Source organism: Mesorhizobium sp. M4A.F.Ca.ET.050.02.1.1 (assembly GCF_003997725.1).
GTDB lineage: Bacteria > Pseudomonadota > Alphaproteobacteria > Rhizobiales > Rhizobiaceae > Mesorhizobium.
This window is the reverse complement of the sequence record NZ_RZSG01000330.1, coordinates 1-6,338: the sequence shown is the minus strand read 5'-3', so window position 1 is coordinate 6,338 and position 6,338 is coordinate 1. Positions and strand designations below refer to the sequence as shown.

8 protein-coding genes and 1 pseudogene are annotated in these 6,338 nt (G+C 63.2%); 3 read left to right on the top strand and 6 right to left on the bottom strand.

Annotated elements, in window-relative coordinates:
* The 6 genes from EOA33_RS20470 to lptC all read right to left on the bottom strand — a co-directional run.
* Window positions 1-796 (bottom strand): beta-ketoacyl-ACP synthase (locus EOA33_RS20470; protein ID WP_127406422.1); only part of this gene is annotated, 796 nt, incomplete at its 3' end.
* Window positions 797-851: 55 nt separating this feature from the next.
* Window positions 852-1,133: an acyl carrier protein gene (locus EOA33_RS20465; protein ID WP_126054139.1), complete on the bottom strand. Its 282-nt coding sequence runs from the start codon at window positions 1,131-1,133 to the stop codon at window positions 852-854.
* Window positions 1,134-1,309: 176 nt separating this feature from the next.
* Complete coding sequence (locus EOA33_RS20460; RefSeq protein WP_127406421.1) at window positions 1,310-2,179, bottom strand: SPFH domain-containing protein; 870 nt, start codon at window positions 2,177-2,179, stop codon at window positions 1,310-1,312.
* 196 nt (window positions 2,180-2,375) lie between these two features.
* Window positions 2,376-3,194 (bottom strand): LPS export ABC transporter ATP-binding protein, encoded by an 819-nt coding sequence (gene lptB, locus EOA33_RS20455; RefSeq protein ID WP_127406420.1) that lies wholly within the window; start codon window positions 3,192-3,194, stop codon window positions 2,376-2,378.
* A complete protein-coding gene (locus EOA33_RS20450) occupies window positions 3,194-3,778 on the bottom strand; it encodes an LptA/OstA family protein (protein ID WP_126058300.1) in 585 nt (194 codons plus the stop codon). Before EOA33_RS20450 ends, lptB begins: the two co-directional genes overlap by 1 nt.
* Window positions 3,765-4,478: an LPS export ABC transporter periplasmic protein LptC gene (gene lptC / locus EOA33_RS20445; RefSeq protein ID WP_126058299.1), complete on the bottom strand. Its 714-nt coding sequence runs from the start codon at window positions 4,476-4,478 to the stop codon at window positions 3,765-3,767. Before lptC ends, EOA33_RS20450 begins: the two co-directional genes overlap by 14 nt.
* 300 nt (window positions 4,479-4,778) lie before the next feature.
* Between lptC and sppA the strand changes: the two genes are divergently transcribed.
* The 3 genes and pseudogenes from sppA to EOA33_RS20430 all read left to right on the top strand — a co-directional run.
* Entirely contained in the window at window positions 4,779-5,735 is a 957-nt protein-coding gene (gene sppA, locus EOA33_RS20440; RefSeq protein ID WP_127406419.1) for a signal peptide peptidase SppA, read from the top strand.
* Between the two features lie 80 nt (window positions 5,736-5,815).
* The gene (locus EOA33_RS20435; protein WP_006200394.1) at window positions 5,816-6,100 is read left to right on the top strand and encodes an integration host factor subunit beta; all 285 of its coding nucleotides are present in this window, start codon (window positions 5,816-5,818) and stop codon (window positions 6,098-6,100) included.
* Window positions 6,101-6,153: 53 nt separating this feature from the next.
* Window positions 6,154-6,338: pseudogene (locus tag EOA33_RS20430) on the top strand (DUF1049 domain-containing protein); the annotation flags it as partial.

Below are 6,338 nucleotides of genomic sequence, written 5' to 3'. Positions count from 1 at the left end.
CGAGCTCGGCGTAGATTTTGCGCCCCCGGCTCGTCGCGTGCTCGCGCTGCTCCAGCACCAGGAAGGCGCCGCCGGATCCGGTCACCACGCCGCCGCCTTCGCCGTCCTGCCTTTGCCAGACAGGCTTCCAGTTGCCACGATGCAGGTAGCCGGCGAGTTCATAGCCGAGCAGCATGTCGGAATGTTCGGTCTGGAAGGCGCCGCCGACCAGCACATGCGTCGACTGTCCCGAGCGGATGCGCGCGGCGGCCGTCTCGACGGCGGCGACGCCGGCGCCTTCCTCGCCCATGAAGGTGCGGGAGGAACCGGTGACCTTGTGGACAATCGAGATGTTGCCGGCCAGAAGATTGGACAACTGGGCGAGGAACAGCGTCGGGCGCAGTTCGGTGGTCAGCTTCTCGTTGAGCAGCACGTCGCGGTCGTTGCGGCTTTCGGAAGCGGCGAGGATCGCGGCGTCGACCGCCTCGTCGCGCTCGCCGCCGCCGGCCGCCACCACCATGTCCATGGTCGCGCAGAGCTCGTCATTGCCCTTGATGCCGGCATCGTCCAGCGCCAGACCCGCGGCATAGGTGCCGAGCCGCTGCCAGGTCTCCATCTGCCGCTGGTCGCCGCGCTTGGCGATCTGCAGGTTCCAGTCGACCTCCGGCAGCGGATGAATGGTGTAGGGCGCAAAGCGCGCGGCATCGAGCACCGGCTCGAGGCCGGGCTGGGCGAGTTTCTGCCAGTGGGCATCCGGACCCTCTCCCAGCGAGGAGACAAGGCCGATACCGGTGATGACGACGTCGTGGGGGCTCATGGGCGGCTGTTTTGGGTCAGCGGGCAGGGCACGTCAAGGCCGCGCCCGAACCGCCTCAGGCGTTCTTGGCCGCGACCAGCGCGTCGATCTTGGCGCACAGGTTCTTCATGACGAAGTAGTCGTCGGTCGAGGCCTTGCCGTCATTGACCTCCTGCGTCCACTTCTCCAGCGGCACCTTGATGCCGAATTCCTTATCGATGGCAAAGACGATGTCGAGGAAATCGAGGCTGTCGATGCCGAGATCGTCGATGGTGTGGCTTTCGGGGGTGATCGTCTCGATATCGATCTCGCTGGTGTCGGCAATGATCTTGGCGACTTTGTCGAACGTGGTGGACAAGGGCTCTTCCTTCGGTTGCGGGCGGAATCTGTCCGCATCTTGTTTGGGCGCTGTCTAATCGGTTTTTCCGGGCAGGAAAAGGGCTGATAAGCCCGGTGCAGATGGGATGCTGGCTTTCGAAACGCAAGAAGGGCCGCCGGATTGCTGGCGGCCCTTCCCGTTGACGCTACGTCAGCTCAGCTGTCGCGGAGCTTGACCAGGTCGTTCAGCAGCCCGCCCGTCCCGTTGTGGACGGTCAGCCGCTCGACCTTGCCGGCGATGGCCTCCAGAGCCTCGAGCTCCTTCAGCCGCAGCATCACCGGGTTCTCGGCCATCACCTTGGCCGTGTTGAGGAGCGAACGCGTGGCGTTCGTCTCCTCGCGGCGGCGGATGACGTTGGCCTCGGCCTGCTTCTCGGCCGAAACCACCTGGTTGAGGATCTCGCGCATCTCGCCCGGCAGGATGACATCCTTGAGCGCGATATCGCTGACCTCGACCCCGATCTCGGCCATGTCGGCGCTTAGATAGCCGGCCTCATCGAGACCGTCGCCAAGCTCGCCGGCGATCAGCCGCGCCGCCGGATCGGCAAAGGCGAGCGCGATCTGTTCGCCGACATGCTCACGCAACGTAATCGCCGTGGCAGCCATGTCACCGACATCGAAACCTTCGGACGAGGACGCTCCCATGCCGCTGCCGGAAGCCGACTTCCATTGCGCGGTGAGATCCGGCCCGAGCCGTTCGCTGGTGCCGGGATCGTCGGGAAACAGGTTTTCCAGCGAGGAGTCGAGCTTGTCCGAGATCGCTTCGGCGCTCCATTCCGTCTCGGCTTCGAACCAATCGCCGTCGGCGGCGGACTCCGGCGCGGCATCGCTCTTCTGCGCCTGGTCGCTAGCCGCGTCGTCCTGCGGCTCGGCGCGCTCCAGCAGCGGGTTGCGCTCGATCTCGTCTTCGATGAAGCGTTCAAGCTCGACATGGGTGAGTTGCAGCAGCCGGATCGACTGCATCAGTTGCGGCGTCATCACCAGCGACTGGGACTGCCGTAGCTGTAGTTTCGCCGCCAGCGCCATGGTTGGTTATCAAACGCCTCGTCTACGCACAGGACCTGCCGGAACAGATTTTCCGACCGAACCAACAAAGTGGCCCAGCTTTTGCTTGTCAAGCGAAACGGTAGCAAAACTCGCTTACCGGAGCGTTATCTCAGGCAAAAATCGGACAGGAATCCCGAAATCACCGAAAAATTGCGCCGAACCCTGGATTTCTTGTTTAGAGGGTAAAACCCTCGCCGAGATAGAGGCGCCGCACATCAGCATTGGCGACAATCTCGTCGGCGCGGCCATGTGTGAGCACCTGGCCGGCGTGGATAATATAGGCGCGGTCGATGAGACCTAGCGTCTCGCGCACATTGTGATCGGTGATCAGCACGCCGATGCCGCGCGCCGTGAGATGCCGCACCAATTGCTGGATGTCGGCCACCGCGATCGGATCGATGCCGGCGAAAGGCTCGTCGAGCAGCATGTAGGCCGGGCGCGTGGCGAGCGCGCGCGCGATCTCCAGGCGCCGCCTTTCGCCGCCGGACAGCGACAGCGAGGGCGCCTTGCGCAGATGGCTGATGTGGAATTCCTCGAGCAGTTCGTCGAGGCTGCGCTCGCGCGCCTTGCGGCTCTTTTCGACCACTTCGAGCACGGCGCGGATGTTCTGCTCGACGCTGAGACCGCGAAAGATCGAGGCCTCCTGCGGCAGGTAGCCGATGCCGAGCCGGGCGCGGCGGTACATCGGCATCGAGGTGACATCGAAGCCATCGATCTCGATCGTGCCTTCGTCCACCGGCACCAGTCCGGTGACCATATAGAAACAGGTCGTCTTGCCGGCGCCGTTGGGGCCGAGCAGCCCGACTGCCTCGCCGGCGCGCACGCCAAGCGTCACGCCGCTGACAACCTTGCGGCCCTTGTAGCTCTTGGTCAGGCCCTTGGCGATCAAGGTGCCCTTGAACTTCGCGGAATCGACGGAAACCGTCGCCGGCGCCGCTGGTTTGCCGGCGGCCCGCCCCGGAAGGCGAGCCAGCAGCGACGGTACGCCGGCCATTATTGCTTCGGCGCTCCAGACTTCGGCGGCGGCGTCATCGACATGATGACGCGCCCGCCACAGCCGTCGACCTGGGCGAGGCCGCTCTTCATCTGAACGGTGAGCTTGCAGCCCTTGAGCACATTGGGGCCCTGCGACAGCACCACTTCCTTGCCGGAAAGCACGAGCACCTGCGTCTTCATGTCGAAAGTGCCGTTGTCGCCGGTGGCGATCTGGTCGTTCGATTTGATGTAGACCTTGTTGTCGACAACCAGGTGATCGATGTTGGCCGAGCCGGTCATCGCCGATGCGCCGGCCGCCGCGCCCTTGGCGGCATTGGGATCCTTGACATAGTAGACCGTCATCTTGCCGGCCTTGAGCGTGGTCGGGCCTTGCGTCACGGTGACGTTGCCGCTGAACACGGCGACGCTGTCCGCCTGGCGGACCTCCAGCTTGTCGCTCTCGATCTGGATCGGCTGGTCGCCGGAAAGTTTGAGGCCTGAGACCTGGCTGCTCGCGCCGGACTGGGCGAGCGACGGCGCCACGCCAAGCAACAACAGCACCGAGGCCGCGCCCAAAAGCCCTGCCAAACTACTGCGACGCATTCGATTCTCCGCTCTGTTGCTCTGCCGCCCTCAAGCTGGCGGGATCGATGTTGACGCGCACCTTGTTCTCGAAAACCAGAACCTTGCCGTTGTCCTGGACCGCCATCGAATCCGCCGTGATCCGCGAGCCGCCACGGCTGACATCGACCGGATCATCCGTCTTCATAGTGCCTTTGCCCATGTCGAGGAAGACTGATTTGAGCTTGGCTTCGATGCCGTCGGTCGTCGTCACCATTATGTCGCTGGTCAGGCTCATTGTGTTGCCGTCGCGGTCGTAGACGCCGCGCGTGGCGTTGACGGTCGCCACATTGTCGGACGTCAACGGCAATTTGGCATTGATCCCTTCCAGATCGATGATGCCTTGCTTGCCGACGTCCTGAATGGCGCGCAGCGCCGTCAGCGAATAGGGCAGCTTCTGCTTGGTGAAACCGTTGAGCTTGGGGTTGGCCATCACCAGCTTGCCGTCGGCAAAGGCGCTGCCTTCGGCCTGCACCGAAATCGACACCGGGGCCGCAAGATAGGAGTAGACGGGAAAGGCAATGGCGATGACGGCCGCAAGCAGCGGCACCGCGAATTTGAGCACGCGCACGCGGCGCGAATGCCGCTGCGCGAGGTCGAACGCATCACCCCGCGTACCGGCTGGCGCTGCTGGCGCCAAAGCCGTCTCGGCATTGGTCGTTTCGTTCGATCGCGCTAGCATGACTAAATTCTAATAAACCCTTGCCCCGCCAAATCACCGCCTATAGGTGGGATGCCGGCCCACGTAAGCAAGCACAAGCGGAGGAAAACCGCAAAAATGTGACAGCTGCCGTTGTACAAACGGAAGTGAAGTCGACACAATCTACGCACTTCATAGCAGATACGGACGGGCAGCGTTAAAATTTCATGAAACGCCGGCCCGCATCGCGCAGGCGCTTTGACGCAACCCCACCAGGAAACGGTGGCGGGGCGCCGATGCTTGCTTTAAAAACATCTCTTCCCACCGACCGAGAGGCTGACCATGGCAATGAGAGCCGACGACCTGATCGACCGCCGCCGCTTGCGCCGCAAATTGACGTTCTGGCGTGTTGCTGCGCTCGCAGTCGCGGCCGTCGCGTTGATCGCCCTGTCGAGCTGGGTCTATCGCGACGACTTCACCGGCCAGGCTGTCGACCACATTGCCAAGGTCAGGATCGAAGGCACCATCACCGAAGACGAGGAGTTGATCAAGCGGCTGGAAACCATCCGTGAGTCCTCGAAGGTGAAGGGCGTCATCCTGTCGATCGATTCGCCCGGCGGCACGACGGTCGGCGGTGAATCGATCTTCGAGGAGGTGCGCAAGCTCGCCGCCGATAAGCCGGTCGTGGCGGAAGTCGGCACGCTAGCCGCGTCCGCCGGCTATATGATCGCCAGCGCCGCCGATCATATCGTCGCGCGCAAATCCTCGATCGTCGGCTCGATCGGCGTGCTGATCCAGTATCCGGACGTCAGCGGGCTGATGGACAAGCTCGGCATCAAGCTCGAGGAGGTGAAATCCTCGCCGCTGAAGGCCTCGCCCTCGCCCTTCAAGCCGACCAATGAGGACGAGCGCGCCATGGTCCGCAAGCTCATCCTCGACAGCTATGACTGGTTCGTCGGCATCGTCGCCGACCGCCGCAAGATGACCCGCGAGCAAGCGCTGGCGCTTGCCGACGGCTCGATTTTCACCGGCCGCCAGGCCCTCGCCAACCATCTGATCGACGCCGTCGGCGGCGAGACCGAGGCGATCGACTGGCTGTCGACAAAGGGCGTCGACGCCAAGCTCAAGGTGGTGGAATGGAAGGACACCGAGAGGCGCGGCGGCTTCCTGTTCTCCAAGACGATGGCGAAAACCGTCGCCAGCGCGCTCGGCCTGCCCGACGCCGGCGGCGACGTCATTCACGAAATTGGAGCCGACCGCTTGTTTCTTGACGGTCTCGTTTCGGTCTGGCACCCTTGACGCGCCGCTCGAGGCGAGCGAAAAAGCAAATAAAATCATCTGCATAATTTGACCGAAGTGCTTTCCGGGGAGCCGTTCTCATGATCAAATCCGAGCTTGTGCAAATCATTGCCACGCGCAATCCGCATCTTTTCCTGCGCGACGTCGAAAACATCGTCGGCGCGATCTTCGACGAGATCACCGACGCGCTTGCCGAGGGTAACCGGGTCGAACTGCGCGGTTTCGGCGCCTTCTCGGTGAAAAACCGTCCCGCCCGCACCGGCCGCAACCCGCGCACCGGCGAATCCGTCGAGGTCGAGGAGAAGTGGGTGCCGTTCTTCAAGACCGGCAAGGAATTGCGCGAAAGGCTGAACGGAGGCAAATAGGCGCGAGTTCACGCGCCGGCCCGCCGCCAGGCCTGCTTTCGACAGGAAAACAAATGTTCAACCGCTTCATGCTCGTCGTTGTCTTCGTGCCGCTGGCCGTCATCCTGATCGCGCTCGCCGTCGCCAACCGCGAGCCGATCGCCTTCACGCTCGACCCGTTCAATCCCGGCAATCCCGCGCTGACGCTGAAGCTCCCGCTTTTCGTCTTCCTGTTCCTGGCTCTCGCCATCGGCATGAT

What these genes read in the sequence shown, in the direction of transcription:
- EOA33_RS20460 (WP_127406421.1), bottom strand. Translation starts at nt 2,179, where the DNA reads ATGGCGCTGGCGGCGAAACTACAGCTACGGCAGTCCCAGTCGCTGGTG.
- lptB (WP_127406420.1), bottom strand. Translation starts at nt 3,194, where the DNA reads ATGGCCGGCGTACCGTCGCTGCTGGCTCGCCTTCCGGGGCGGGCCGCC.
- EOA33_RS20450 (WP_126058300.1), bottom strand. Translation starts at nt 3,778, where the DNA reads ATGCGTCGCAGTAGTTTGGCAGGGCTTTTGGGCGCGGCCTCGGTGCTG.
- lptC (WP_126058299.1), bottom strand. Translation starts at nt 4,478, where the DNA reads ATGCTAGCGCGATCGAACGAAACGACCAATGCCGAGACGGCTTTGGCG.
- sppA (WP_127406419.1), top strand. Translation starts at nt 4,779, where the DNA reads ATGGCAATGAGAGCCGACGACCTGATCGACCGCCGCCGCTTGCGCCGC.
- EOA33_RS20435 (WP_006200394.1), top strand. Translation starts at nt 5,816, where the DNA reads ATGATCAAATCCGAGCTTGTGCAAATCATTGCCACGCGCAATCCGCAT.